A 26,125-nucleotide genomic window follows, 5' to 3' on the forward strand; every position below is an offset into this window, starting at 1 on the left:
GATGTTATAGTTTTCAGATAGTCGAACAAACATATCTTTTGCATAGTCTGACATATCATCATCAAACACATTTCTTCTGTATTTCACGACCAACACAAGGTGATAATACAACAAGAATACTGAATGGTTATTACTATCTAATTTCATTTATATACCAGCCTTTATCATTTATAAGACTGATTATATCAGAGGCAAAATAAAAAGGAAAACCTTTTGGCTACGCCAAACCGAAATTCATCTCCCAACTACCGTTGGGCTACGCCCTTCACACGCTTGAGGAAGGAGAATTCTTTCGGGAAATTCGTTAAATTTGGTACCCATGCTAACCAAGCAATAACAGTGTAACTAACTTCAAACTGTTGTAATCCAAATAGCAATACAAACAAAGGTAGCCAAATTCTTAATGTAACTGCCGCAAAGGTTAAAGAATAATTTCTAATCACCCAATTTTGATGGTCTTGAATTTTCTTATTCTTAACTCTATTTAATGCTTGATATGCTGATGTTAGCCAAAATACGGATAACAAACCGAGACCAAGCTTTGCTACCAATCCCCCATAGCGTAAAAGGATAAGTACAGTCCTGAAACGCCGCCTAATAATATATCAACCATATAGATTCTCCCAACTATTCGATGACGGTTAATATTCTTTCCTCTAAATTTTGTGGATAATGTAAACGGACCGATTACTAATGCTACTATACTAGTTGTAATATGTATAAATAACATTATATACCAAAAAACAATTAATTTAGATACAAACATAAACTTCATTTTGATAAGTCCTGTTTGAAATCCATCCATAATAAAATATTGGGCCACAACATAAATAGCTACTAAAATAGCTAAAAAAATGAATATAAACCAAATTTTACTGCCCCCTTGTTACATTTAGGGACATTTGATTATACATTACTGTTCATTCTAGGAAGGAATAGAAAAGCCTTATTTAATTATCTATTCAACATATTGTTTTTTCATTAAAACAACTCTAATTGAAGTCTATAAAAAATGAAATTAGATATATTGCAAACAAAAATTGAGTTGTGAATATCGATTCATCGTTAAAACAACAAAGAACCGCTTCAGCATATTTACCTGAAGTAGCTCTTGTTATCTCAAAAATGGTAATGGTGCTTGCTGAATTCCGTTTTGAGTTGAGATATAAAAAGATTTTGCGAATCCCTCACTGTGAATACATTCATCTATTAAAAGCATTATAGGAATCTTTTGTAAGTCTAACATTAGCTCCTTTCTAACATGTTCTGCTAAAGCAAGATTAGATATAGATAATATAAAAATTCCTGGTAAACTCTTTGTGTTTTCGAAATTCAATACATTATTTGGTCCATTTTGAATTTGATCTTCCCAAATTTTCAATCGCGATTTTAAATGTTGTGCATATCGCTGACCTTGTTGTACCCTTTCAAATATGAAGTTTTGATTTCCAATTGGAGTTTGAATTTCTCCAACAGCAATTGGATTATGTCCATTACCAGTACCTTTTAGCTTTGGATACCAGCACCAGTTTTTTAATAATTGTTGGCCTACTGCAAACTCATATTTTATCTGATTCAAAGTGACAAATCTTTGTACACCTGCCACCCCAAGCTTTAACCACTGTTCTGGCTTTAAAGAATAATTTGTATTACGGTTATGATAAGCCCACATCATCAAATGACCAGCAGTATTTAATGTAATTGGAGCAGAGGTTTTAGGCTGATCCGGAAATAGCCCCGATTTTATCTCCCATCTACTAACAAATCCATACAGTACTAGCTTTTTCAGCGATTCTGAAACCTGAGACCTACTAATTTTAGACTCCACAAAATTTTTAATTTGAGCTTCAGTAATTGCTAATGAATCCCAAATAAGCTTTAGTATTAAATTATCTTTTTCATTTATAAAACCTGAATTAATCCTGTCATAAATACTACGTAAATCTGTGAGTGGTTTAAATTTATCTGGAAGAATTGGTCCCCCCTGCAAAGAGGGGTCATCCCAAAGTGATAAAGATTGGTCCCTATTAAGCCAATATTGAACCGCCTTTCCATTCTCTTGTACGGAAACCTGTGGCGCACTCATTAGTTATATAGAAACGCCGTTGGGTCGTTAACTTTTTTGCGCCCAAAAGGAAACTTGAAGATAACCCCCGACCCTCTCTCTTTTTCTACATCCACATTCACAATTCTCATACTTACTACTTCATCCAATACTTGCTGTTCGATTGTTTTAGGGACAATTCCTTTAATTGTGCAGCCTTGGTCCAATTCAACAAAAACTCCAAAACGCGGGTCAACATTTACTACCCTTCCAACGATTGTATCTCCTTCAGCTAATTCAGATAATAACTGATAAGGGTTTTCCACTGCTGCTTTTCTAGAAACGTGGATTAATCGTTGCTCCGGATTAAATTGTAGAACCTTGACTGGGATGCGTTCACCAATAGGTGCATAACGATCCACAGCATTTTTATACACTCTTCCATAGTTTAGTTCATGTAATTTCATGAAGCATTCGGCACCATTGATACGTAAAAATATAGTTGGAACCTGAGCATTCATATTGTATCCAGTTACTTCTGCTTCGTAGGTTGGCTCTTGCAGTCTTTCATCTTGCTCCAATTCTATTAACTCACGCATTAAAGCATCTGCAGATCTCCTACTTGCTTCTTTTACTGAAACCTGAACTTTATTTACATCTAGTTCATCAGACATTTGAGTAATTACTACATTAAAAATATTACCTGTGAATTGTGTAATACTTCTAAAAGAGTAATCAGAGAAGTCCTCTTTTTTACAAACACCTATAATCTTACCGTTTTCAAGGGCAAACTCAGCATATTCAGTATCTGGATCGTCTTTATCGTGTCTTTTAACCGTTCTCAATACCGCTTGAATTGGCTCTTTATATCTACGTAGTGCCTGTAGTTTTTCATAAGTTTTTGAATCCATAAAAATATCTCCTCTCTCTTGTTCAATATTTATAAAGTTCAAAAATAATACTTCTACTTGAATTATTGTTACTTTTAGCTAAGAAACTAAGCTTTTTAGAAATATTTTCTGAAATTTATAATCTTGCTATTTTTCATATTTATAATCTCTATTATTCTTTCATTATTTTCAAAAGGTGAACCTTAGCAAGAAGCAAAAGAAGTTGTAAACGACATTGTCACTGGTCCTAATAGGAAACACTATCAATTGTTACTATGGTATTTGTAATTGGAGGAATATTTATTGTTGGTAGTATTGTAAATAATGGCTATAAACCACCTTCAAATCCTAGTATGCGAAACAATCGTACACCTTTGAATTGTGCTGGCGAATGGGACACTGGTGGTCTTTTTGGAGAAGCAAAATGTGTTTATAATAAATAGTATATAAAGGCCTTATCTTTTCTATAGGAAGATGAGGCTTTTTTATGCATAAAGAAAAGACACCTTAAGGTGCCTTTCTCCGACTTAAACCACTTTAATTTTAATAATATGGTTCTGATTTAAAAAACTACAGTTTCCTGTGGGCTTTGTAAGTAGTTTTTAAGAAGTTATGAGTGTTTTTTTATTTTGGTTTTCAAAATAGTGTTCTTTAATCATTTTTATAAGATATTCTTTTTCTGTTAGTTCAAATATAAATAATGCTTTTTTCATGATATCAGCAACCTCTTCTTTATTATGTTGTTTTAGTCTTAATAAATTCCAACCTTTTCCATAGTACAGTTCACCTAATAGGTAGAAAGTATTTAGATTAATAGCTAATTTGATGCCTATATCATTGTATTTTATTGCCTCTTCATGTTGATTTGTAAGGCCTAAAATTTTTGCTAAATTAAAAATGATTTTTAATTTAATTTCTTTATCTCTAGGAAAATCTAACTTATTAAAACTAGTTAAACATCTTTTTAATATAGTAATACTTTTTTCATATTCTTTATTTTCTACATGAAATATAGCCATTGTCTGCATAATATCTATTTCTCTTTCTGATAAAAAATCAGAATTGGTTAAAGTTAATTTTAATGCATGATTTAAAAGATTTAAAGCAATTTTTGTTGATTTATTTACCATAAATATAGCAATTGCTTCATGCCATATTAGAAATTGTTTATCTTCTTTTGATTGGAAATTATTTTGGTTTTTCTCTTGTTTTACTATTTCATATAGTTCTTTATATTGTTTTTGCTTTGTGCAATCTCTCATTACATATTTTACATTTTCTACATATTTTAATTTTTTGTTTTGAGTTAGTGCAAATATATTATTTGGATCAACACCAAGTCTTTCTGATAATTGATATAACAATATGCTAGATGGATAAATCACACCTTTTTCGATCTTGCTAATTTGACTCTGTGAACATATTCCATGACATAATTCGGATTGAGATATATTTTTTTTAATTCTAAGTTCTTTAATGGTAATACCCAAATCATTAAATTCCATTTTCGACACCTACTATTTAGCACTTTATTAGTATAATAATATTCCCTAACCTTAATGTGAAGTAAAATTTATATAGTTTCAAGTATTGTTTGTTGAAAGGTCTTACCGTGTTATAAGATAGCAAGGCTTTTTAGTATATACAAAAAGAAAAAACACCCTAAGGTGCCTTCCTCTACTCAATCTACATAAGACTTTTCTTACAGCACAAATATATCTGGGTTCCACCCAATTTATATTTTACTACATCTCTTTATAAAGTTTAATTAATTTAATGTAAATTTTATAAAGAAAAGACACCCATATAAGAGTGCCTTTTCCGATAGTTTTTTAGCAGAAGCAAGAAGCTCCAACAATAATTAATAAAATAAATAATACAACTAATAAAGCAAATCCTCCTGCAAAGCCACAACCGCCACCACAACTACCACCAAAGCCCATAATAATTCCTCCTTTAAATAGTAGGAGAAAAATAAGGAGTCACTCATGTATTTTAATGGATTCAAATTACTTTATGTTTTTATGGATTAAATGAGCAGGTTCTTTTGAAAATAAAAAAAGACGCTATAAAGCGCCTCCCATTTGGGTAAATAAGAAGTAAGGTTTCTAAGATAACTGAAAAAATAGAACAGGTGCTTAGATCTTATCACGATTTTTTGCTGAATGAACATGCATTATTACATATCATCACAAATCCCTCTATTTTCCATTTGATAAAGTATATTACCAATATTGACAAAATTTAAATAAATATTTCTACAAATTCAAAATATTTACAAAAATAAAAAAAGTGATACATTTAAGGTGCAAGTTATAAAAAACTATTAAAGGGGGATTTATTATGTTCAAGAAATTAGTAGTTGGAGCATTAGCAGCAGGTATTGTATTGACAGGAGGAATTGGTGCAGCATCAGCAAACGTATATATTCCATATGACGAATGTTATAGCTCGCATGTATCTTATAATAATGGTGTATATACTAAATATCTTGTTCAACCTGGTGACAAGTTTAATAATGTATACAAGGAAGATGGGATTACTTTTTATTTTAAAGGTTGGAAAAAATTATCTTGTGGAAAATATGTCGCTTTATATGAGGGAAGAAAATAATAGAATATATCATGAAAAGCCTCTACTAATGAGGCTTTTCTATTTGTTTAGAAGTATTATACTAAAAAAGACACCCTAAGGTGCCTCCCTTCGACTCGAACCACTTTAATTTTAATAATATGTATTGGACTTCCTTTCAAGTATCATTTTTCTCAATGAACAATTGGTATATTTTAGGGTGTTTTTTACTATTTTTATGTTAAGATATTTTGGTTGATATTCATCTTATTTTAGGAGGTTGGAAGATCTGTTACATGCTTTTCATATGGATTTTAGTTTCTATACCGAAAGTATAAAAGTTTTAGGGTTATTAGGGAATTCTACTCGATTATCAATTGTTTGTAAATTGATTACATATGGATCGTTGTCAATTTCTGATTTAAGTAAGCAAACAAAAATTACAGAAGATTTGATTGTACAACATTTACGTAAATTAGCCTCTGGAAATATTGTAATTAGTGAACGTATAGGGAAAAGACTTCATTTTAAAATAAAAGATAATAAAACAATTGAGATTATTAGGGTATTAGGATTACTAAGTTAATTTTAATTACTTTCAATATAAATGATTTTGCTATAACTCAATTGTGCAAAATCACATTTAGACCGCCTACGGAAATAGATAAGTTTTTAATATACAAAAAGGCGCCCATATAAGGGTGCCTTTTCCAATAGTTTTTAGCAGAAACAACTGCATCCGATAATGATTAATAAAATAAACAATACAACTAATAAAGCAAATCCTCCAGCGAAACCGCAGCCTTCGCCGCAACTACCACCATATCCCATAACAATGGTGCCTCCTTTAGATCAGAAGGTAAAAATAGGGTTCATTCCATGTGATTTAATGCGTTCACATTACCTTATGTATTTAGGAATGAATTGAGCAGGTCCTCTTAAAAATAAAAAAAAGACGCCATAAAGCGCCTCCCATTTGGGTAAATAAGAAGTAAGGTTTCCAAGATAACTGAAAAAATAGAACAGGTGGTTAGAGTTTATCATATTCTTTTGCCGAATGAACATGCATTATTACATATCATCACAAACCCCTCTATTTTCCATTTGATAAAGTGCATTACCAATATTAACAAAATTTAAATAAATATTTCTACAAATTCAAAATATTTACAAAAGTTTAAAAAGTGATACATTTAAGATGCGAGTTATAAAAAACATTTAAGGGGGATTTATTATGTTTAAGAAATTAGTAGTAGGAACATTAGCAACTGGTATCGCATTAACTGGAGGGATTGGAGCAGCATCAGCAAGTACAGAAGGTGTAGATAATACTAAAAATTCAGCACCAATTATCCAACGTACCCAAATACTTAAAGATGATTTCAGTCTGATAAATGGTGAAAGAGAAGTATCGTTTGAGCATGTAAAAAAAGCAGATATGAGAGTTCATATGACAAACAATACTAAAGGTACACTTGACTGGTCTTTAAAAGACTCAAAAGGTAATGTTATTGGTTCTGGATCGTTAGCAGCAGGAAAGGGTTTTACAAATACGTACAATACTCTTTCAAAAGGAAAATATAAGCTTAAAGTTACTCACAGAAATGGTGGTTCTGGATCATTCTATGCAGCTGCTCGTACTTTAGACTAGTATTTTAAGCGTATTGCAGAAGAACGATCAGAGAGCTTGAGGATTAAGGAGTTTTGTCATAATATCATCGTTCGCAAATACAAAATCACAAAAGACCTACCTAGTGAAATAGGTAGGTCTTTTAATACATAAAAAAACACCCTAAGGTGCCTTTTACGCTGTAATAAATTTAAATACATAGTACATAAAGAATAACAAAGATAGACTTGCTAATCTGCCAGCAATTGATTCTTTCATAAATTTCATAAGTATCACTTTGACAATCAATGCTAAGAATAACGGTATAAACAGTACCATAGCAAGTTTGATAGCTAAGTCGTTTATAGTTGGATTAAACGCTTCAAAATTAATAATGATATTCACTTATCCCTCTTTTTATCTTTTTATATTTATAATCAGATTTGTATTGTTTGTCTACTAAAAAAGCCGTTAATTTAAGAACTATTTATTTTTGGATTATAAGAGTACTTTCACATTTACGACAAGCAATCTTCTCTTCCTCAAAAATGAATAGATTTTCAGCATCACATTCTGGACATACAACTGCAAATGGTGTTTTTATATTTTTATAGCATAAGAAAGAAAAGAATGCCATGATTAGAGCAGGTATAATAAGCATCGTAATTAAGAATAGACCCGCAAAAACGCCTGTAATTATGGAAAGTGGTTTCATTAGTTTTCTACCTACGGAGTTTACTTGATTATCCTTTTTACGAAAAGCAGTAACAAGGTAAGTTTGGGTTTCTTTTACTGGCTCAAATGCATTTACCGTATTGTAATCTTGTTCATCCATAGTGGAATAGGAAGTGTTTGGTCCTTGATACCCTCGTTTTATATAATAGTTGTTTGACTCAGCTATTCGTGGTGTATACGAGATTCCAGTTCCAGGTATATAAGTTGTTGTTCTTGATTCAGGTGAAATAGAGTTCCCTCCCATACCTGTGTATGTAAAGTTAATTTTCACACCCGGGGAAACTTGGATAATTCTACGAAATTTATAACCCATAATATTGTATCCTCTCTATCTAATTAATAGAATTCTTTACTAATTATAACAAATTTATATTAATATATAAATTTACTAATTTTAGGTATTTTATGAGTCCTTTTTTATAAAAAAAGACACCCTAAGGTGCCTTCCTGCGACTTGAACCACTTTAATTTTAATAATATGTATTGGACCCCCATCCAAATATTATTTTACCTGTTAAGTAATATCGATCATGGACTAAAAAGAAAGGACACCCTTTCAAGTGCCTTTACCATAAACCATTTTACTTATAATAATTAAGCTTTGTTATACATTTTGATAGTAAGTACAATAAAATTCATTTAACTTTAATACAGCAAATAGTATTTCTTCTGGATCATCTTTTTCAAGCATTTGTGTTATTGATAAATAATACAGCCTAGTATTTAATTGTTTCAATTTCATAGTCATTCTTAAGCCTTTTAGTTCCTCTAACATTAAATGATACCTTTTAGCATCGTCAGGATTACTAGGGATGTTTTGTTGAATAATATGTTCACAATCTAGAGTCAACTTTATAAATTCATAATCTTTTTTCATGCTGACCTCCTAGAAATATTTCATTGTAGCCAATTGTTATTTACGTTATTAATCCAATATTGAGTTGCTCCACCTTTTCTATATTCTTGCACTATATCTGTTCCATTAAGGTATTGAGTTTGGGGGGCTGTTAATCCTTTAAGCATTTTAATACCCTTTGGCACTTGAATTTTATATACCGTATTAAGTGGATTTCCCCATGCTTCTAATACAGCTAATTCATTTCTTGTCTCTTCAATACTCCTCTTCTTATCTCCCCACCAATATCCAAGACCATATTTAGATTCAACTTCACCAGCTTTACTTCTTCTATATAACATAATAGGCTCATCAATTTCTATAATTTCTATTCTTAAATCCTTAAAAGCTAAAACATCAGATTTTGTACCTTTAAAATCAAAATTTAAAAATCCAGATTCCCTAATGATTTCTCTTTTTAAAGTTGCTCTATCCATTATATTTAAACCAATATTATCTACTGTATCTAACAGTTCATTTAAATCTGTATTATTCCATTCTACCAATTTATTTCTTTTTATATTCGAAATAATTTCTTCAACATTGTCTCCATCCTTAAAAATACTAAAAATCTTACTATCTTGATTTGAAACTAAATTATTTACTTCAGCATAAGTATTATTACTAAAAGGATTAAATATCCCTAATAAAATAAAAAACAATACAACAAATGTATATCTTTTCATAACTGACTAAAATCTCCTCTACATCTTATAATTTCTACCCATTTTATGACATGAATTTTCTAGATATAAACTTCCATATAGGTTCCTCTCCTGTTACCACAGAAGCTGTACCTAACATTCCTGTATGTAATTCATTTAATTCCTCTGTATTAATTGTTGCTTCTAATTCATACATATAACTTTTAGATTCTTTATTAAATATAGGATTTGCAGATACATATAGTATCTCTCCTGTTTGTTTATCCGTTTTCTTTAACTTAAACGAATATTGTACCTTATCTCCTTTTTTAACTCCCTTTATTTCTTCAGCTGATAAAAAAACCTTAACCTTTTTTTCATCTTCTTTTGGAATAATTGAAACTATTTCTTGACCAGAATCAATTAAATCACCTGGCTGTATAATAGCAGGGAACTGTACAATTCCATCCTTATTTGCTCTTATAGTTGTTGTTTCACTTTGACTACGTAATCCATCTAACTCTTGTTTCTTCAAAAATATCTCTTGCTCTAAAGGTTGAATTCTTTGATTAACTAAAGTAATAGTATTTTCTTTATATTGCTTTAAAGAATCTTGCTTTTGTTCTTGTTTTCCTTTTTTAGTGCTATCAACCTTTTTTCTATTACTTTCTAAAGATTCTATTCGATGTTGAATTCTTTTTTTAACACCATTCTTTTGAGATTCTAAAGAATCTACTTTATCATCTAACAATTGTTTTTGTTCTTCTAAAATATTCTCTTTTGTTATTTGCTTTTTTATAGATATTATTTCTCGTTCAATATTTTCTTTTTCAGCAATTAATCCTTGTAAAATCTCATCTTGTTCATTTGATATCTTACTTTCGGTTAGAGCCTTTATTTCATTCTCTTTTTCATTATCCAAAGATTGATAACCTTGCTCATATGCTTTAAATTCTTCTATAATCTTCTGATCCACACCATCTGAAAAAGATATTTTATGAGACTGGATACTCTTTTTTAATTGTTCTAACATCTCTTTTTGTAATTCTAAATGCTTAACTATTTGATCCAATTGATTTTGCTTACCCATCAATTCCTGATTTTTTAATTGAATCAAAATATCCCCCTTTTTTACTTCATCTCCTGATTTAACAAAAACAGTATCTATAGTACCTGTAACCTGAACACGAGATATACTTATATCTGATTTTCCCTGTATCGTTGCTGTTCCTTTACTGACAATATCTATCTTCCCAACAAATGCCCAAATTAAAAAAACTATAAAACTTAAAAATAAGAAACATATTAATACGGCAATAAAACGAGGAGGTTTTCGTTCTAATAATTCTACACTATCTGTTAATTGATCAAAGGAATAAATTTTACTCATATTGGCCACCTCTCATGTTATGAAATTGTGACTCTATATGCTCTACGTGAATCGTTTGATTCTTCCAAAGTCGATAATATTCTCCTTGATAAAATAATAATTCTTCATGAGAACCTTGCTCTATAATATTTCCTTTTTCCATTACAAAAATTTGATTTGCATGTTGAATTGTACTTAATCTATGGGCAATCATAATAACAGTTACTCCTTGCGAACCTAATTCTTTTAACATATCCGTAATGTTTTTTTCAGTTGTAGAATCCAAATTACTTGTTGCTTCATCTAAAATCAAAATATCTGGTTTTTTTAATAAAGCTCTCGCAATTGCTAAACGTTGTCTTTGTCCACCCGATAAATTCGAAGCATTTTCTTCTAGATAAGTTTCATAACGTAATGGCAATTCACCAACGAACTCATGGACACAAGCCTGTTTACATACTTCTATAATCTCTTCTAATGTAACTAATCGTTCTAATCCAAAGCATAAATTCTCATAAATAGACGCACTAAAGAAAAATGATTCCTGAGAAACATATGCAATTTGATTTCTTAATGCAATACGATTTATTTCTTTAATATGATAATCATCATAATATATGTCACCTTCTTGAGCCTCGTAATAATGCATTAATAATTTTGAAATTGTCGTTTTTCCAGAACCACTTTCCCCTACAAAAGCTACTTGACTACCAGGTTCAATAGAAAAACTTATATTATTTAAAACATTTTTACGTGTTCCATAGCGGAATGTAACGTTAGAAAATTCAAGTTTTCCAGATAATTTTTTAGGAGAAACTTTATTGTATTCTTTTTCACTTTTTTCAGCCTCTAAATCAAAAATTTCATTTAAGCGTTCTCCAGCAACTAATGCAGATTGCATAGTAGGTTGAATTCCAATTAAATTTTCAATTGGATTTAAAAAATAGGCTAAAAGTGCATTATATGTAATTAATTCACCTATTGTCATATTACCTTTTAATACTTGCAAAGCACCAACCCATAGAATAACTGTACCTCCAATTAACTCAAGTCCCAGCTTAATAGATCCCTGTAAATTAGATAACATTCCTCTTTTAAATACATTCCTTAATAAATTAACAAAACGACTTTCAGTTTGAAAAAACACTTCTTTTTCAGCATTATAAGACTTTACTGTTGAAATCCCATTTAAAGATTCAACTAAATAAGAAGTTAATTTTGCATTACTTTCCATCTCTTCTCGATTAATAGATTGATAAGGTTTATGAAAAGCAAAAATAATACTTATATAAAAAGGTATTAATAATAAAGTAACACCAAATAAAATTGGACTATGTATATATAACAAAATCGCTCCCACAGTAACCATTACTGTATCAATCATTAATGTAACGGTTACTGTTGATAAAGCATCCCTTATTTTACTGGCATCCATAAATCTAGAAATTATTTCTCCTACTTTTCTTGTTTCAAAAAAATTCAATGGTAAACCTATAACATGACGATAATATCCAAGTATTAGTTGAATATCTATCCTCCTACTCAAATATAAAATTATATGTGTACGAAAGTAAGAAAGAAGAACTTTAAAAATATACAATATAATAATCCCTATTGATACGATATGAAGTGTTTGTAATAACTGATTAGTCACAATATCATCAATTAAAAACTTAAAATAAAACGCTCCTAATAAACCAAATAAATTAAAAAAGATAGAAGTGAAAAATAAAGGTACAAGCAAACTCTTTTGTTCCTTCAATAAAAATAAAAAGCGGGAAAGTGTATTCTGAGATTCATTTCCTTTTTGAAAGTTTTTACTAGGACTCATTAATACCAAAATGCCAGTCCATATTTGACAAAAATCATCTAACATATAAGTTATTAAACCTTTTTCCGGATCCGCAATATAAATTTTATTTTTTTTAATTTTATGAATCACTACATAATGTAATAAACCTCCATTTACTACTATATGAGCAATGGCAGGCAATTGAATTTCTTCCAAAGCATTTTTATTCGTTGCCTTTACACCTTTTACTTCAAAACCCAATCTCTCTCCAGCTTCTATTAATCCTTTTATGTTTGTGCCTTGTAAATCTGTACCAGCTATTTCTCTAATTTTTGAAATAGGCATAGTTAATCCATAGTAACGTGAAATCATTGCAAGACAAGCTGGCCCACAATCTTTTAAATCATTTTGTTTTATACATGTGAATTTTCTAAATATCATATATTACCTCTTATATATTTTTATTTTAATAAAAATTTATATTATTATATATAAATATAGTTTTCTGTTTTATGAGTTATAAAATTATTTATATTGCTAAATAAATGTTAATCAGATAAGTACGCTTGAATATATTAATTTTTTCTATATAATTATAGGTATCCATTAAAAATAGTTAATACATTTCGTTTTCCAATTATTACCTCTTAAATAATTTTAAGGAGGAATAAAGATGAACACATACACAAATAAACAAAAAACAGTATCACTCATAATAGCTACACTTATCTTTTTCGCTTTTGTATTAATTGGTATATACAATTTCACAAAAACGAATCTCTTTTATGTGAATTTAGGAGGTTTAGTCCTCAACAGTTTCATGTTACTTATAGCAGCTAAAACATTAATGAAACAAATTAAAAACTAAATATATAACAAAAAAAGATAAAATAGGAATTAAACCTATTTTATCTTTTTTAACTATATATTTTTCCCTGACTTTTATAAAAACACCAAAGATTTAATTATCTATACAGTATTAACTTAAAAGTTAACAGGTTAATTTATATAGTATTAGCAAGCAGAAGCTGCACCTGTAAGAGCGCCACTAACTCCACCTACAGCAGCACCAATACCAGTACCAATAACAGGAACAGATGAACCTACTGCAGCTCCACCTAAAACGCCAGTTCCAGTTCCACCAAGAGTTCCAGCAGCACATTTACCCCAGCTACTCCACCAGCCACCAGCTTCAATTTCCATTAATTCTTCTTCAGTTAACATTTGTAAGTTTTCCATGTTATTACCTCCTTTGTTAATACAAAACAATCTTAACATTTAAACACAATATAAAAATATGCAATTATACATATTAATGATAATTAGGGTATTTTTACCTATATTCATCAACTTAATAAAAATAAACGCCCCCAAAAACGAAAAAAGACACCCTAAGATGCCTTCCTCCGACTTGAACTACTTTAATTTTAATAATATGTTAAGTATTATTGGTCATTGAGAAAAAATAAAAGCACTCATAAGGAGTGCTTATTCTTCAATCTAATGTTTTTTACTAGATTTTTTATGTCCTTTATTTCGTTCACAAGCTACACCATCGCCATCACGATCTAAATGCGAAGCATAAGCTGGGCTATCTGGAGTTATATCATAGTAACCAGCATTATTTGCATCTGTACAGTTTGCAAAGTGAACTTTCTCTTGTTTAGGTGCAGCTTGTTGCTGAGGTGCTGTATTAGCTGCAGCTTTTTGTTGCTCCTGTTCTTTTGCTTGAGCTGCTTCTTGTTGTTTCTTTTGTTCTTCCTGTTGTCTTTGAGCCTCTTCTTGTTTGCGTTGTTCATCTAATCGCTTTTGCTCTTCAGCCTTTTTCTTTTTTCTGTTCTTCTAACTTCTTTTGCTCGTCTAACTTTTTCTGTTCCTCAGCTTTTTGTTTTTCTTCATTTTCTTTTTGCTTATCTTTGTCCTCTTGCTTTACTTCAGCAGCAGTTGTTTTTACTTTTGTATCTTTAGCCTTTTCGCTTTTAGGAGAAAGTGAGAAAAATACCATCGATAAAATTAAACAAGAAATTGCTGAAATAGCGAGTTTCTTTTTACTCTTTCTTCTAATAGCAGCGACAATTAGCAATACTAAAAATATAAGTGCGGCTAAAAAGAATAATGCCATTAATGCTTCCATAATCGGGCCTCTTTTCAAATAATATAGATTTTGAGAATCACATAATGTAAGATTTCTGGATAATCATATCAAAATAAACATCTGTATATTGTCATATAGTGTGGAATGGAAATAAAAAAGAGAGCCGAAGCCCCCTTATTATATTCCTAATAGTTGTTTCTTTTTTGCTGTAAACTCTTCTTCTGTTAGAATCCCTTGATCTTTCAATGCAGCTAGTTTAGTGATTTCGTCAGCGACAGAATAGGTATTTACAGGATTTGTTGTAGAAGAATGGTCATTAGAAGCGAAAGTATTTTTTTCTTGTTCGTTCATGTACCCTTCTATTAAATCTTTTGCTTTTAAGAAATTGTTATATTCGTGTTTATTAAACATGACAGTATTTTCATCTTTTGCCAAGTCAGAGGTGGATCTAGTTTTTACTTCAGAGCTTCCAGGGAAAACGAATTGGATATAACCATGTGAAAGGAAGCCTGGTGGTTTGAATTGTATACCCGTAAGACTTTTGATTTGGATTTCTTTAGATCCCCTACCGATCAAACGAGAGTATTTAATAGTAATTTTAGTTGGTGTGACTACTAGTGTACTTAGTTGCCCTTTAAATTCTAGCATGTATATCTCCTTTTTATAACAGTTTATATTGATAATAAGATGATAATAGCAAATTACACCTTCTTAATTTGTCATATTCTGTCGAAAGATAAGAAAAAAGACACCTAAGGTGCCTTCCTCCGACTTGAACTACTTTAATTTTATATAAATATACACGTATTACCCCTTTGTTATACGTGTAAACACATCCTATAAAACAGAATCGTCTATATACACCAGATTGTTAGTTCACAAAATATCAAGAGATTTGAGATCAATATGTTACGTCTTTCAAAGGAATCTGCTTTATAGAATGTATCCACAATTTATATTTTACTACATGTAATATTTATTTGGTGTAATTTTCATGAATATGTATAATTGCATAAAGTTGATGAAAAAATACGAGTATAATTTGGTATTGTGTAATAAAGGCAAGGCCCACCTACGGAAATAGGTGGGCTTTTTTATTGGGTATTACTATCTCAGTGCACAAAAGGGAATTTGTATTTAAATAATAGCATATCCTTAAAGTTCTTATATTGAGAAATAAAGAAAAGACACCCTAAGGTGCCTTCCTCCGACTTGAACCACTTTAATTTTAATAATATGTATTGGACTCCCATCCTCACCGAATGGAAAGTAGAGATGATTCAATTATGTACCGATCTGGAGCGTCTCCTATATAGTCAAAAGGATAGCAAGTTGTTAAGGTTAATGTTGGCTCACTTTTGTCTACAATAACTGTTCGATCTTCTGAATCCGTTATCCAATGCTTATTAATTTCATATGTATATGTTTTATTTTCATATTCCACGATAAGTTGGTCATTTTCCTTTAGTTGACCAAGCTCGGTAAAAACAGTATCTCTATGTCCACTTAAAACTGTATGACCATTTCCAGATGGTGTAGTAGTTAAGTCACTAACAAACATACCTACACCCTTTTTTAGTACTTTATCATCTGCTCCCCAATATACAGAATATTTCTTTTGTATTTTAGGGATAATTAAATATGCTACTTTATCTCCTAATTGATGGTTTACCGTTGAAGTTGGAATTTGTACAGGTTCTGCAGGTTGTAATGAAGTCTCAGTGTTTGTCTCTGTTTGATTGATATTTGTTGTTTCATTTTCTTTAGAAGGTGTGGAGGTCTCATAGTGTTTCGCTTCGTTGGTCGTTAGCGACTCTGCTGATTGTCTAGCACCATACCATTCTAGAAAATAATAGGAAAAGATAGTTAGTCCAATAACAGTTAAACATAAGCCTATCCATTGCTTTTTATTCATTTTTATCACTCCATTTGAAAACGACAGGATTTCTCCTGCCGTTTTAAGGAACTATTTTATACGTTTGTCTTTTTACGACGGAACATTAATACAGATCCAGCTAATGCTAAGCCTAAGCTTGCTAACATCATTGTAACACCGTTTGATGCTGTATTAGGTAATTTTTCACCTTGTTTTTTCGTTTCTTTTTTCACAACTGTATTAGTATTTTTCTTTGTTTCTTTTGCAGTTGTTTGAGGCTTAGTTTGTTCTTGTTTATTATTTGTTGATTGGTTGTTTTGTTTTGAATTCTCTTGCTTAGTGTTTTCTTGTTTAGCAGGTTCTTGCTTAGTTTGTTCTTGAGGTTTGTTTTCATCTTTTTTAGTAGTTTGCTTGCTAGCTAAAAATTGATCGTAGTCCCCTTTTTTAACTTCACAAGGTAAGCCGTCATTGTCACGATCTAAGTCATGAGGATCGTTAGTCGCACTGTATCCATTGCTGTGCCAGAATTCCATAACTTCTTGTTTGTTTTTAAAGTGACTGCAATTCTTGTCGTTTGGATTTTTTTCTGCAAATGCAGCAGAACTATACCCCACTGTTAATAATGTAACCGCTGTTGCTGAAGCTAATAATTTTTTCATAATTTTCTCCATCTCCCTAAATGGTATGTATTTACATCGGAAATTTTTACATTTAAAAACTTTAAAACATAATAATATTATGTAGATAAATGTAAGATTTCCATATGATAATAGCAAACTATTTATTCGCATGTTGTCATATTCTGTCGAACAAAAATAAAAAAGACACCCAAAGGTGCCTTCTTCCGACTTGAACCATCTTAATTTTAATAATATGTATTGGACGCCAATCCAAATATAATTTAACTCTGTATCCTTATTAGGTATTAGGTACAGCAAAATGTTGCTTTTCTAAGAGAACTTTTCGGAATATAAACTTTATCGTTTTCAATTTTGTATTCGATATCGTTCTCTTTTAATTTTTCAGTGTCAACAGTATGTATGCTATCGCCCCATCTAACGAATTCTTCATTTTGATTTTTTTGATAAAAATAATATGCTATTAACAAACTAAAAATTAATAGGCATACAGGAATAATAATTTTCTTTTTCAAATTCATCACACCTTTATTTAATCATGATTATTGTTTGAAAATATGAAAAAACCTGTATATTTACAGGTTTTTTCATATTTTACTATGTTTTACACAAATGAGCAATCTTCTTTTCTTAGTTGTTTCTGTCCCCATTTGTTCTAACTAGTTGTCCATTAACAATTCTAGCCATACCGCCATTTGCTACGGCATTTTTTAAATGATTGCTGTACTGTTCTAAACTCCAAGAATAGTTGTTGTAGGCAAGCATTCTACCAATCCAATTATTATGTAAATCCATTTCTAAATCAATCCCACTAGAGTTTGCTTCGTGAGCATCTGTCCAAATCTTCGCTCGTGTGTCTCCAAAGTCACGTCCTTTAGTTCCACCCATGCGTTTAACTAGGGAATCATTCCAATAGGAATGTCTATATGCATCGCCATTTCCTTGATACAGTGAGTTGCCACCATAGTAATTCTCTGCTGATCTCCAAGCTGTAACAGCGCAAGCTGAATAGATTGTAAACTCAAAAGGGTTGCTTGTAGCTAGCTTAATTTCTGCGGAATTTATCTTTCCGAATACAGGGATATAATATTCATCTGCTGCAGCTTTTGCACGTGATACAGGCTGATGATTTTTAATTTTTTCAGCAACTATTTGATTAATTTCGTCTTCAGATTTACTAAATGTAAGAGGTTGTACTTCTTCATAAATAGCATTTAAAGCAAATACATCAATTGACTTGATTTCCTCTGCAGTTAAATATTGTTTGCTTGGTTTAGTATCTGTAAAGTTTAATATTCTTTCTGTTTGAGGCATGTTAGATTTAAAAGGCTGTACTTGTGTTGTAGAATTGTCTGCTGCATAAGAATCACTTGGTAATACCACTCCACTTAACATTCCTAAAGTTAATGACGTAACACCTAATCTTTTTAAATTTCAATATTTTTCTAAGAATTTTATATAAATGTATATTTTTTTATTTTCTTACTATTTTTCTGTTAATTGTATTTAGAATAAGTACGAGTTTTTTTCTTTTAGGAGAGAATCATTTCTTAGTATTACTAAACTAAAAAAAGACACCCTAAGTTGCCTTCCTCCGACTTGAACCATCTTAATTTTAATAATATGTATTGGACGCCAATCCAAATATTATTTTACTATGTTAAGTTATTTTGTGTTATGATTTTTAATTGCGGCTAATACCCAATTTTGATTCAATTTCATTTAAGCTAGCTAGAGCGTTACTTAGTTTTTGATCAGAAAGCTTGACTGATTTTTGAGCTTCATTCATTCTGTCTTTCATTGGTGCTAAACCTTTTATCCCTTGATTTACAGCTCTTCCAGCATTACTTCTATAGTTAGCTGCCAGTCCAAACTCCTCTCTGAATTTCTCAATCTTTTCTTTTAATACAGGATCAGTTAACTTTGAGCCGCTTTTAAATTCTGTATTTTTCTTGGAAAGTGCATCATAACGATTTGCAACTGACTCCATTTTCTCTTTTAAAGCGTTCTTGTCAAGAGATTCAGGGTCCTTGCTTCCTTCTCCCCAAATAGTTTTCCAATCCTGATTCCAAATTTCATCATATTCCTTTAACATTTCATCAATAGTAGGCTTAATTTCCTTTTCGTATGTAACCTTATCAGCATTTTCAGCTGGTTCAGTTTTTTCTTGACTCGGTTGTGTGGTCTTTTGAAGTGACCTAGTTTGCTCTTTTTCATAGGAGTCTACTTTAGATTTCAACTCTTTGATTTGTGTTTTTAATTCTTGCTGTTCATTAAAGTGTTGATCAATAAGTTTATCCATATCTTTTTGTGAATACTTAGGTTTCATATCTTCTGATTTGGAATCTTTAAAAATAGCTACGGAAGCAATGCTAGCTACTAGTACAGCGATAATTCCAATGATTAGTTTTTTATTCATTTATGTTCCTCCTAAAATACAATGATATTATTATATAACAATTAAGCGTTTATAGGTAGAAAAAAAGACACCCTAAGGTGCCTTCTTCTGACTTGGACTATCTTGTATTAATGCCGTTACTATTAATAAATTAAATTATAAAAATAATTTGTTATACTTCTATGTACCCTAGCTGATATAATGTATAAGACAATTATTGGTTAATTAAAGGTACATATATATTAGGAGGTACATAAGTAATGATAGATATAATATTCTCATTCTTCTTAGTGGTTACTTATTTCATTATTTATCTCTTTTCAAGTGGAGAAAAGAAACAACAAGCAAAAGAAAATCTAAAAGAAGTTATTACAGGTGCGGATGGTAAACTCCTATTAGTTACTGTTATGGGAATTCTAATCATGGTAATCTGGTTATATTTTTATGGTTTAGGTTTATGAATATAAACTAAAATCATATCCAAGTATACGAGATAATGGTTCACCTGGGAAGTATGCGTATTATGGTGGAGAATAGGACACTGGCGGTCTTTTTGGAGAAGCTAAATGTGTTTATAATAAAATTGATGAATCGGATAATAGGTAGTATATAAAGGTCTTATCTTTTTTATAGGAAGATAAGGCTTTTTTATGCATAAAGAAAAGACACCCAAAGGTGCCTTTCTCCGACTTGAACCATCTTAATTTTAATAATATGTATTGGATCCCCATCCGAATATTGTTTCACCGTATTTATCCATATCTTTAATTAGAAAAAAAGAACAGTATAGTATCTTATTACTGTTTGTTCATAGCCTTTATCTGTTCTTCATAAACATATTTAGTAGTCATGAAGTCATTAGGGAAGTCGTTGATCACTTTCTTCATAACGTTTAGTTCTTCCTGAGATTTGAGTTCAATACCATTTAGATAATCAAACGCCTTAGATTGTTCATCTGCTACATAATTCTGTGTCATGTAATCATCTGGGAAGTCTTTCTTTGCTTTTTCTTTGACGGCATTCATAGCAGCTGTTTTATCGATATTTTTTATAGGATTTGTAAATCCCGATGCAGATTGTTGAACATCTTGTTTAGGTTGTTCTTTCTTTTCTGGTTGAGCTTGAATATCTTGTTTAGGCTGTTCCTTCTTTTCTGGTTGAATTTGAACATTTTGTTTGGGTTGTTCTTGTTTTATTTCTTTTTTGGGTTCGATTGGAGTTGTTGTAGCTTCTTCTTTAGTTTTTTTTCCGCCAACAACAACAATTACGACAACGGCAATGATAAACCAAAACCACCACTTTGTATAAAATGAGTTTTGCATAATTTGTTTCCTCCGATTATAGGGAATGTAGAATTTCTCCTCCAAGCATAACAAATCCAGTAATAACTGTTTTGTTGTATCATGTCGACGAAAATAAAAAAGAGAGCAATAGCTCTCACTCTCAATTAATAGTAACCAAAGATGCTTCAATGATGTATCGCTTAGGTGCATCCCCAATATAGTTAAATGGATAACATGTAGTTAGTGTTAATGTTGGTTTATCTCTTGCGATAATTACGGTACGATCATTCGCATCTGTAATCCAGTGTTTTTGAATTTGATAAGTATATATTTTTTTATCATACTCAACTAAAATATAGTCATTTTCTTGTAAATCTCCTAAATTAGTAAATACCGTATCACGATGTCCACTTAAAACAGTATGTCCATTTCCAGAAGGAGTGGTTGTAATGTCACTAACAAACATTCCTACTCCTTTTTTTAAAGTTTTAGCATCAGCACCCCAGTAAACTTGATATTTCTGTTTAGTTTTCGGTATAACCATGTAGGCAATTTGTTCTCCTATTTGATGTTGAACTTGAGAAGCTGGGATTTGTTTTGGTGATTCTGGTAATGGTTCACTAGTATTTGTAAGATTAGGTTCTTGATTTGGTAGAACATGTTGGGATTGTTCTTTATGTGCTTCATTTTTGACATCTTGTTTATCATTAGTAACAGGTTGTATATCTTTATATTGTTGAATTTCAGTACTTGTTAAGGCTTCAACAGTTTTTCTTGCGTCATACCAATCTATAAAGTAATAAACAAAAGTAAAAGAGCCGATAGTAATTAATAAAGCTCCCAACCAAACAAGTTTGTTCAAACTTATCACTCCACATTAAAAACGACAGGAATATTCCTGCCGTTTTTAGGTATTAGTTTAGGCATTCGTTTTTTTACGACGGAATACAAGAACTGAACCTGCTAATACTAAAGCAGCGCTTGCTAGCATCATCGTAACACCGTTTGATGCTGTATTAGGTAATTTTTCACCTTGTTTTTTTGTTTCATTCTTTACAGCTGTTTGTTTAGTTTGCTCTTGTTTATTGTTAGTTGCTTGGTTGTTTTGTTGTGTATTTTCTTGTTTTACAGGTTCTTTTTTAGTATCTTCCTGTTTAACTGGTTCTTGTGGTTTTGTTTCATCCTTTTTAGTAGTTTGTTTGCTAGCTACAAATTGATCGTAGTCCCCTTTTTTCACTTCACAAGGTAAGCCATCATTGTCACGATCTAAATCATGAGGATCGTTAGTTGCACTGTATCCATTGCTGTGCCAGAATTCCATAACCTCTTGTTTGTTTTTAAAGTGACCGCAATCCTTGTCGTTTGGATTTTTTTCTGCAAATGCAGCAGAACTGTACCCCACTGTTAATAGTGTTACCGCTGTTGCTGAAACTAATAATTTTTTCATGATTTTCCCCATCTCCCTAAATGGTATGTATTTACATAGGAAATTTTCACATTTAAAAACTTTAAAATATAATAATATTATGTAGATAAATGTAAGATTTCTATATGATAATAGCAAACTATTTATTCGCATGTTGTCATATTATGTCGAAGGTAAATAAAAAAAGACACCCTAAGGTGCCTTCCTCCGACTTGAACTACTTTAATAATATGTATTGGACTCCCATCTGATTTCCACTTCACCATAAAAAATGTAATCATTTTGATTTAAAATTACATTTTATGAACTTCACCAGTATTAGAATTCACATTGAACCAACCATAAGTTGCTGTATGTCCGCCTTCTTTGTCTGACACAATTTGATATACATGTATGACATACTCTTCACCTTCAACGCTTTCGTATTCGCAGTAAACTTTAGAATTGTTGGTAATGTTTAAAGTTTTTCTAACTTTGTTTTCTGCATCTGTAGGAGAGAGCTTTTGTTTGCTGCTTTGAGCGGTTTGCTTTTGCTGTTCTTTTGCTTGTTGTTGCTTCTTTTGCTCCGCTGCTTTTTTCTGCTCTTCTTGTCGTTTTTCTTCTTCCACTGCTGCATTTTTCTCTCTTTCCAGCTTCTCTAACTGTTCCGTTACCTTTTGATTTTGTTCCGTGAACATCTTATCTGAAGTTGTTTCTTGTTGTACTTTTGTCAATATTACCTTTGATTCATCAAATTTCTTTTCGTCTAGAAGGTCTTGAGCTGTTTGTAATTCTTTATTGTAATTCTCACGTTTATCTTTATATTGAGTAAGTGTTTCTTTCTCCTTCTTCGCCTCATTTTTCACCGTCTCTAAACCGTCTTTCATGGTTGAAACTTGGTCGAATAACTTAATTGCATTGTCGATGTCGAGTTTTTCTTTTGCGATTAGCGCTTTTTCCATTTTGGATGCTTGCTTTTGCAAAGTTTGAACTTCCTCGTCCTTTTTTTCTTTTAATGCAATTTCAAATGAAGCATTTGCATTTGTATATTCCTTATTTGCCAGTGCTAATTTCCCCTGTTCTACCGCTTTATCGAATGTTTCGTTACTGCAACCGAATAATAAGGTTGCGATTAATAAAATAGAAAAACTCATCAAGAATTTTTTCAAATTTCTCCCGCCTTTTTATATGTATTTTCCTTATATAAGGATAAATAAATTAAATGTCGATGATTCGCTGCATCTTCTTTTTCTTCGCAGCCAGTCATCATAATCATAGCTAGCAATAGACTACTATATGCAGCGAAATACTGTTTTTAAACTTCGTAAAAATCTTATGTTTCAACATGGGGTATCCTCCCTGATTGTATGACTCTAATGAAATCATTTAATATTATAATATTTTTATATAAAATGAACCATATTATTTTATTAAAAAGTGCGATGTATGTAAAAAAAGACACCCTAAGGTGCCTTTCTTCAACTTATCCCCCCCTTAACATCAGGTGTTATCTACATAATTAAAGAGATAAAACACCCCTACATTAGTAATTACTTCACGTCCCTATTTTAAGTTTACAAAATCCCAAAAATCCCCCTCTTATAAAAAATAAAAAGAGGGGGATTTTTTTATTAATCTACATGTTAAGTGTGTACAAATCCTAAGGCATACGATCTTTTAAATCTGCTAAAGGTATAAGCTTGTCGACAAGCCATAATTTCTTATTTCCATCATAGATAAGATTTATTTGCATTAATGACATATTATCAGATGAAACACCATTAACTGTAATTTTACTTTTCACTTTTGCCAATACATTTGCTTTTGTAGTATCCAAAAATGCATAATACAACTCGCCACCTGTGTATTCAGATTGAAATGAAACTTTCTTCTTTTCTTTCTCATCTCCAGTTCCAGGAGCAGATTGCGTTGGTTCACCTGGTGGTGTTAATTCTTTCTTTGCATTTGGTGTTATATATGCATCGATATTAGCAAGGTAAGATTCGCCTTTACCTGTATCATAAGTACGGAAAGCTTTAAGAAATCGTTCTGCAGCTTCTTTTACTTGTTGTTGATTATTACTCTTTAGAGCTGACAATTCCTTTTTCGTATCGATGTATTGTGCCTCCACCTTTTCCACTTTTTTCGTTAATTTTATATTATCAGTTTTAAGTTTTTCGTTATCAGATTGATATTTTATTAAGAAACCTATACTAGCTATTAATAAAATTGTTAGTATAATGGTGATTTTCTTCATGATTTACCTCCTTTTCGCAGTTTCATAAGTTGCTAGGTGTTACATGCACTATTATCTAACTACACGACCATACCCTGCAAAATGCTGTTGAAAATACGGTTTACTTAAATCAGCATAGCCAATTGGATCGCCAGCATGATACATTGTATTATTTCCTACATAAATGCCAACATGCGTAATGTAGTTACTTGTAGCATAAGTGCTATGGAAAAATACTAAATCTCCTGGCTTAGGATCTGTTACATGTTGGGTTTTATCCCATTGGGTTTGTGCAGTACCAAATAAATTAATACCAACCCTTGAATATGTATACTCAATAATTCCACTACAGTCAAATGATGTATTTGGCGTTCGCCCTCCAAAAACATATGGCCATCCTTGATACTTTAGTGCTTCTGCCATAATTGCTTGGAATACATCATCACCTAAAACACTACCACCAGCAATTCCACCAGAACCACCAGGAGTTTGTCCAGGTTGATAGTATCTCATAATATGTGGGACATAATCGGGATCACCATAGCACCAATTATTAGCTACAGCCTCTGCACTTCGCCACGAACCACATTTATACCCATTTTTAGCTGATTGCTCTGCAGAAAATGCTCTTGCATTCTCGTGTGTATATCCACCTTTCGAAACTGCAAAGTTAGCGTATCCAGTTCCGTAGTTATAACATTGTAATGTGGTATTTTGATCACCATTGGATTTTTTATGACAATCAGCAAAATGCATTAAACCATATTTTATACTTTCCTCTGGATCAGTAAAATACCCTGGAGGATGCCCCTGTGATTCCGAGCTTTGCATTACATCTAATTGTGTTCCAGAACTTTCTTGTTGGATAAGAGCAAGAATTAAAGGAGTCATTGCTTCAATACCATGCTGTGCCGCATATTTCCTTACCAATGGCTCCCATCTCATTACTTCAGGACTAACACTTGCTGTACCTGGGGCAAAAGGACCACCAATTCCTCCAGGACTGACTTCATCTTCACTCATACTAGCAGTTAATAAAAATATGACTATACCTAAACCTGCAACAACAGCCAGAATAACACCGGCTATTATTAATAATGGCTTTGCAACAGCAACTGTAGCTGCCTTTTGAGCTACCTTAACCGCTACTTTCTTACCAACTTGTGCAACTGCTTTACCCGCTATTTTGGATCCTTTTCCAGCCGCCTTTCCTAAAGAATGGCCTGCCTTTTTCAAGGCAGGCTTAGCATTCCCTAGTTCAGCTTCAGGATGATGTTCATTTTCAAAGTCGCGATTTGGTTCCGCACTCAATGTATAAACCCTCCCTCACGAGCTGAATTATTTTGGTTTTATCGTTTCTTTCGCTTTTACATTTTTTAAAGCCTCTTGTTGTGTTTGTGCTTTCGTTTCAACTTTTTTAATTGCTGCCCCTTCTTTTACCTGTTGTTGATTATTTACTTTAGGGACATTTTTAGTTTGTTGTTGATTAACTTGTTTTACCTCTACTTGTTTTTGTGGTTTACTCACATGGGAAGTAGTGACTGGCTTACTCTCAACCGGATTTGCTGGTATTGGTGTTGTTCCTGACTGTGGTGTTGTGATTGGTTTGCTCTCCATCGGATTCGATTGTAACGGTGTTGTTCCT

The 26,125-nt window shown here is 31.5% G+C and carries 30 protein-coding genes and 4 pseudogenes; 6 read left to right on the plus strand and 28 right to left on the minus strand.

What is annotated here, in order from left to right:
- From ACTFR3_RS29130 to ACTFR3_RS29145, 4 genes and pseudogenes are all read right to left on the minus strand, one after another.
- Positions 1-147 (minus strand): transposase (locus ACTFR3_RS29130; protein ID WP_194803789.1); only part of this gene is annotated, 147 nt, incomplete at its 3' end.
- 158 nt (positions 148-305) lie between these two features.
- A pseudogene (locus ACTFR3_RS29135) lies at positions 306-805 on the minus strand (DUF2306 domain-containing protein); the annotation flags it as partial.
- Between the two features lie 309 nt (positions 806-1,114).
- Positions 1,115-2,086: a hypothetical protein gene (locus tag ACTFR3_RS29140; protein WP_017658225.1), complete on the minus strand. Its 972-nt coding sequence runs from the start codon at positions 2,084-2,086 to the stop codon at positions 1,115-1,117.
- Positions 2,086-2,955: an RNA-binding protein gene (locus ACTFR3_RS29145; protein ID WP_440045115.1), complete on the minus strand. Its 870-nt coding sequence runs from the start codon at positions 2,953-2,955 to the stop codon at positions 2,086-2,088. Before ACTFR3_RS29145 ends, ACTFR3_RS29140 begins: the two co-directional genes overlap by 1 nt.
- Positions 2,956-3,063: 108 nt before the next feature.
- On the opposite strand from ACTFR3_RS29145, the pseudogene ACTFR3_RS29150 reads away from it, so the two are divergent.
- Positions 3,064-3,377: pseudogene (locus ACTFR3_RS29150) on the plus strand (hypothetical protein).
- A 159-nt stretch (positions 3,378-3,536) separates the two neighbouring features.
- On the opposite strand, the gene ACTFR3_RS29155 reads toward ACTFR3_RS29150, so the two are convergent.
- Complete coding sequence (locus tag ACTFR3_RS29155) at positions 3,537-4,439, minus strand: helix-turn-helix domain-containing protein (protein WP_440045116.1); 903 nt, start codon at positions 4,437-4,439, stop codon at positions 3,537-3,539.
- A gap of 327 nt (positions 4,440-4,766) precedes the next feature.
- On the minus strand, positions 4,767-4,877 hold the full coding sequence (locus ACTFR3_RS29160) for a YjcZ family sporulation protein (RefSeq protein ID WP_000505681.1): 111 nt from the start codon (positions 4,875-4,877) through the stop codon (positions 4,767-4,769).
- Between the two features lie 400 nt (positions 4,878-5,277).
- Between ACTFR3_RS29160 and ACTFR3_RS29165 the strand changes: the two genes are divergently transcribed.
- Both ACTFR3_RS29165 and ACTFR3_RS29170 read left to right on the plus strand, forming a co-directional pair.
- Positions 5,278-5,547: an LCI fold-containing protein gene (locus ACTFR3_RS29165; protein ID WP_000473809.1), complete on the plus strand. Its 270-nt coding sequence runs from the start codon at positions 5,278-5,280 to the stop codon at positions 5,545-5,547.
- 265 nt (positions 5,548-5,812) lie between these two features.
- On the plus strand, positions 5,813-6,091 hold the full coding sequence (locus tag ACTFR3_RS29170) for an ArsR/SmtB family transcription factor (RefSeq protein ID WP_139848241.1): 279 nt from the start codon (positions 5,813-5,815) through the stop codon (positions 6,089-6,091).
- Positions 6,092-6,225: 134 nt separating this feature from the next.
- On the opposite strand, the gene ACTFR3_RS29175 is transcribed toward ACTFR3_RS29170, so the two are convergent.
- Positions 6,226-6,336 carry a YjcZ family sporulation protein gene (locus tag ACTFR3_RS29175; protein ID WP_000540371.1) on the minus strand — a complete coding sequence of 37 codons (111 nt, stop codon included), beginning with the start codon at positions 6,334-6,336 and terminating at the stop codon, positions 6,226-6,228.
- 403 nt (positions 6,337-6,739) lie between these two features.
- Here ACTFR3_RS29175 and ACTFR3_RS29180 point away from each other — a divergent pair, with 403 nt between their 5' ends.
- Entirely contained in the window at positions 6,740-7,156 is a 417-nt protein-coding gene (locus ACTFR3_RS29180) for a hypothetical protein (RefSeq protein WP_070179588.1), read from the plus strand.
- A gap of 153 nt (positions 7,157-7,309) precedes the next feature.
- On the opposite strand, the gene ACTFR3_RS29185 is transcribed toward ACTFR3_RS29180, so the two are convergent.
- The 6 genes from ACTFR3_RS29185 to ACTFR3_RS29210 all read right to left on the minus strand — a co-directional run bounded on the left by ACTFR3_RS29185 (position 7,310) and on the right by ACTFR3_RS29210 (position 12,990).
- Positions 7,310-7,519 carry a hypothetical protein gene (locus ACTFR3_RS29185; protein WP_001021325.1) on the minus strand — a complete coding sequence of 70 codons (210 nt, stop codon included), beginning with the start codon at positions 7,517-7,519 and terminating at the stop codon, positions 7,310-7,312.
- Positions 7,520-7,601: 82 nt separating this feature from the next.
- A complete protein-coding gene (locus ACTFR3_RS29190) occupies positions 7,602-8,162 on the minus strand; it encodes a DUF4236 domain-containing protein (RefSeq protein WP_440045117.1) in 561 nt (186 codons plus the stop codon).
- A 291-nt stretch (positions 8,163-8,453) separates the two neighbouring features.
- Positions 8,454-8,726, minus strand: a complete 273-nt coding sequence (locus ACTFR3_RS29195) for a hypothetical protein (RefSeq protein ID WP_017657767.1) — start codon at positions 8,724-8,726, stop codon at positions 8,454-8,456.
- 20 nt (positions 8,727-8,746) lie between these two features.
- On the minus strand, positions 8,747-9,430 hold the full coding sequence (locus ACTFR3_RS29200) for an autotransporter (protein WP_440045118.1): 684 nt from the start codon (positions 9,428-9,430) through the stop codon (positions 8,747-8,749).
- Positions 9,431-9,473: 43 nt separating this feature from the next.
- A complete protein-coding gene (locus ACTFR3_RS29205; RefSeq protein WP_048538533.1) occupies positions 9,474-10,778 on the minus strand; it encodes an HlyD family efflux transporter periplasmic adaptor subunit in 1,305 nt (434 codons plus the stop codon).
- A complete protein-coding gene (locus tag ACTFR3_RS29210) occupies positions 10,771-12,990 on the minus strand; it encodes a peptidase domain-containing ABC transporter (protein WP_322367634.1) in 2,220 nt (739 codons plus the stop codon). Before ACTFR3_RS29210 ends, ACTFR3_RS29205 begins: the two co-directional genes overlap by 8 nt.
- Before the next feature lie 232 nt (positions 12,991-13,222).
- Here ACTFR3_RS29210 and ACTFR3_RS29215 point away from each other — a divergent pair, with 232 nt between their 5' ends.
- Positions 13,223-13,417 (plus strand): hypothetical protein, encoded by a 195-nt coding sequence (locus ACTFR3_RS29215; protein ID WP_048538531.1) that lies wholly within the window; start codon positions 13,223-13,225, stop codon positions 13,415-13,417.
- A 146-nt stretch (positions 13,418-13,563) separates the two neighbouring features.
- On the opposite strand, the gene ACTFR3_RS29220 is transcribed toward ACTFR3_RS29215, so the two are convergent.
- The 8 genes and pseudogenes from ACTFR3_RS29220 to ACTFR3_RS29255 all read right to left on the minus strand — a co-directional run bounded on the left by ACTFR3_RS29220 (position 13,564) and on the right by ACTFR3_RS29255 (position 19,577).
- Complete coding sequence (locus ACTFR3_RS29220) at positions 13,564-13,788, minus strand: Blp family class II bacteriocin (RefSeq protein WP_017657761.1); 225 nt, start codon at positions 13,786-13,788, stop codon at positions 13,564-13,566.
- A gap of 261 nt (positions 13,789-14,049) precedes the next feature.
- A pseudogene (locus tag ACTFR3_RS29225) lies at positions 14,050-14,554 on the minus strand (excalibur calcium-binding domain-containing protein).
- 267 nt (positions 14,555-14,821) lie between these two features.
- Entirely contained in the window at positions 14,822-15,292 is a 471-nt protein-coding gene (locus ACTFR3_RS29230; protein ID WP_322367633.1) for an SHOCT domain-containing protein, read from the minus strand.
- A 607-nt stretch (positions 15,293-15,899) separates the two neighbouring features.
- Positions 15,900-16,559 carry a class D sortase gene (locus ACTFR3_RS29235; RefSeq protein WP_017657758.1) on the minus strand — a complete coding sequence of 220 codons (660 nt, stop codon included), beginning with the start codon at positions 16,557-16,559 and terminating at the stop codon, positions 15,900-15,902.
- Positions 16,560-16,615: 56 nt separating this feature from the next.
- Positions 16,616-17,179, minus strand: a complete 564-nt coding sequence (locus ACTFR3_RS29240; protein WP_048538529.1) for an excalibur calcium-binding domain-containing protein — start codon at positions 17,177-17,179, stop codon at positions 16,616-16,618.
- A gap of 266 nt (positions 17,180-17,445) precedes the next feature.
- Positions 17,446-17,673, minus strand: coding sequence for a hypothetical protein (locus tag ACTFR3_RS29245; protein WP_048538528.1), 228 nt, complete (start codon positions 17,671-17,673; stop codon positions 17,446-17,448).
- 115 nt (positions 17,674-17,788) lie between these two features.
- Positions 17,789-18,541: a DUF6973 domain-containing protein gene (locus tag ACTFR3_RS29250; protein WP_440045119.1), complete on the minus strand. Its 753-nt coding sequence runs from the start codon at positions 18,539-18,541 to the stop codon at positions 17,789-17,791.
- Between the two features lie 301 nt (positions 18,542-18,842).
- On the minus strand, positions 18,843-19,577 hold the full coding sequence (locus ACTFR3_RS29255; protein ID WP_440045120.1) for a ribonuclease: 735 nt from the start codon (positions 19,575-19,577) through the stop codon (positions 18,843-18,845).
- 239 nt (positions 19,578-19,816) lie between these two features.
- On the opposite strand from ACTFR3_RS29255, the gene ACTFR3_RS29260 reads away from it, so the two are divergent.
- A complete protein-coding gene (locus ACTFR3_RS29260) occupies positions 19,817-20,017 on the plus strand; it encodes a hypothetical protein (RefSeq protein ID WP_000565399.1) in 201 nt (66 codons plus the stop codon).
- Positions 20,018-20,353: 336 nt separating this feature from the next.
- Here ACTFR3_RS29260 and ACTFR3_RS29265 read toward each other — a convergent pair whose 3' ends face one another.
- The 7 genes and pseudogenes from ACTFR3_RS29265 to ACTFR3_RS29295 all read right to left on the minus strand — a co-directional run.
- A complete protein-coding gene (locus ACTFR3_RS29265; protein WP_071732376.1) occupies positions 20,354-20,878 on the minus strand; it encodes a hypothetical protein in 525 nt (174 codons plus the stop codon).
- Between the two features lie 121 nt (positions 20,879-20,999).
- Positions 21,000-21,701, minus strand: coding sequence for a class D sortase (locus ACTFR3_RS29270; protein ID WP_440045121.1), 702 nt, complete (start codon positions 21,699-21,701; stop codon positions 21,000-21,002).
- A 57-nt stretch (positions 21,702-21,758) separates the two neighbouring features.
- Positions 21,759-22,286 carry an excalibur calcium-binding domain-containing protein gene (locus ACTFR3_RS29275; protein WP_025118678.1) on the minus strand — a complete coding sequence of 176 codons (528 nt, stop codon included), beginning with the start codon at positions 22,284-22,286 and terminating at the stop codon, positions 21,759-21,761.
- A 272-nt stretch (positions 22,287-22,558) separates the two neighbouring features.
- Positions 22,559-23,413 carry a hypothetical protein gene (locus tag ACTFR3_RS29280; RefSeq protein ID WP_200462468.1) on the minus strand — a complete coding sequence of 285 codons (855 nt, stop codon included), beginning with the start codon at positions 23,411-23,413 and terminating at the stop codon, positions 22,559-22,561.
- A 491-nt stretch (positions 23,414-23,904) separates the two neighbouring features.
- Positions 23,905-24,501 (minus strand): hypothetical protein, encoded by a 597-nt coding sequence (locus tag ACTFR3_RS29285; RefSeq protein WP_078386613.1) that lies wholly within the window; start codon positions 24,499-24,501, stop codon positions 23,905-23,907.
- A 51-nt stretch (positions 24,502-24,552) separates the two neighbouring features.
- Positions 24,553-25,791 carry a bifunctional lytic transglycosylase/C40 family peptidase gene (locus ACTFR3_RS29290; protein WP_440045122.1) on the minus strand — a complete coding sequence of 413 codons (1,239 nt, stop codon included), beginning with the start codon at positions 25,789-25,791 and terminating at the stop codon, positions 24,553-24,555.
- A gap of 27 nt (positions 25,792-25,818) precedes the next feature.
- Positions 25,819-26,125: pseudogene (locus ACTFR3_RS29295) on the minus strand (hypothetical protein); the annotation flags it as partial.

It is taken from the genome of Bacillus cereus group sp. MYBK14-1 (assembly GCF_051916885.1).
GTDB classification, from domain to species: Bacteria; Bacillota; Bacilli; order Bacillales; family Bacillaceae_G; genus Bacillus_A; species Bacillus_A cereus.